The organism is Bradyrhizobium sp. 76 (assembly GCF_023073025.1).
Lineage (GTDB): Bacteria > Pseudomonadota > Alphaproteobacteria > Rhizobiales > Xanthobacteraceae > Bradyrhizobium.
Map to the genome: position 1 here is coordinate 1 of NZ_JADPIS010000052.1, position 1184 is coordinate 1184.

General features: G+C 63.4%; 3 protein-coding genes. All 3 read left to right on the top strand.

Annotation, left to right across the window (positions count from 1 at the left end):
• Positions 1-295, top strand: a 295-nt coding sequence (locus IVB48_RS12140) for a transposase (RefSeq protein WP_247400112.1), incomplete at its 5' end; no start/stop codon positions are given.
• The gene (tnpB, locus tag IVB48_RS12145; RefSeq protein ID WP_007601228.1) at positions 292-645 is read left to right on the top strand and encodes an IS66 family insertion sequence element accessory protein TnpB; all 354 of its coding nucleotides are present in this window, start codon (positions 292-294) and stop codon (positions 643-645) included. The genes IVB48_RS12140 and tnpB, both read left to right, overlap by 4 nt.
• Positions 646-714: 69 nt before the next feature.
• Positions 715-1184: IS66 family transposase zinc-finger binding domain-containing protein (locus tag IVB48_RS12150; protein WP_247400114.1), on the top strand; the 470-nt coding region annotated here is incomplete at its 3' end.

Consider the following 1184-nt stretch of genomic DNA (forward strand, 5'->3'; position numbering starts at 1 on the left):
CGCCGAGAGTCTGTTACCCGGTGCCCAGGTGTCCGAGGTGGCGCGCAAGCACGGAGCGACGCGCTGGCAGATCTACGATTGGCGGCGGCGGTTTCGACAGCGAGGCATGTTGCCGCCGCGCGAGGCATCGCAGCCGACATTCGCGCCGCTGGTCGTGGAAGGTGCGTTGGAGGAGCGTCAGATTCCGGCGATCAAGCTTGAGATCGCGATCGGCGATGTCGTGCTGCGGACGGACACAGCCATAGATGGCGAGCAGCTGTCCCGTGTGATCCGCGCGATGCGAGCGTCACGATGATCGCGGCCGGTGCCGATCTGAAGATTTACATCGCGACGCGGCCGATCGACTTCCGCTGTGGCCACGATGGGCTTGCGGCGAAGGTGCAGGAGATGCTTCGTCTCGACCCGTTCAGCGGCGCAGCCTTCGTGTTCCGATCGAAACGAGCGGACCGGATCAAGATTTTGGTCTGGGATCGAACGGGTCTGGTGTTGGTGCACAAGCGTCTTGAAGGTTGCAAGTTCGTTTGGCCAACGATCGCAGACGGCGTGATACGGATATCGCCGGCGATGTTCGCAGCCCTGTTCGAGGGGCTGGATTGGAGGTTGGTCCGCCCGGAAGAAGCGCGGCGTCCCCAGGCGGCTGGATAACTGCGGCAGAATGACTCGGAAGCTATTTTGAATGTGGCACGCGCGGCGGCGATGTGCTCGAAATAGCGCATGAGCATCGCGGCGCTGCGCGACGAAAATGAACAATTGAAAGCGCTTTTGGCGCAAACGCAGGCGGCCTTAAGCGAGCATCAGGGGGCGCTGGCGACGTCGGAAGAGGCGCGGCGTCGGTTGGAGGTCATTCTCGGCGAATTGCGACGCGAGAAGTTCGGCGCGACGTCCGAGAAGCTGCGGCCAGATCAGTATCACTTGCCGCTGGAAGACGTGGAGATCGCGCAAGGCATCCTGGACGCGGCGCAGGAGAGAGCCGAGGCTGTGATCAAGGGCCGATCGCGGAGCGCGCCGGATCAAGGTTCTCATCGCAATCGCGGCTGCCTGCCTGCCCATTTGCCGCGGGTGGAACGGATCATCGAGCCTGCGAGTACGCTTTGCCCGTGCGGTTGCGGCGCCATGACGAAGATCGGCGAGGACGTCAGCCAGCGCCTCGACGTGATCCCGGCGCAATGGCGCGTGCTGATCAC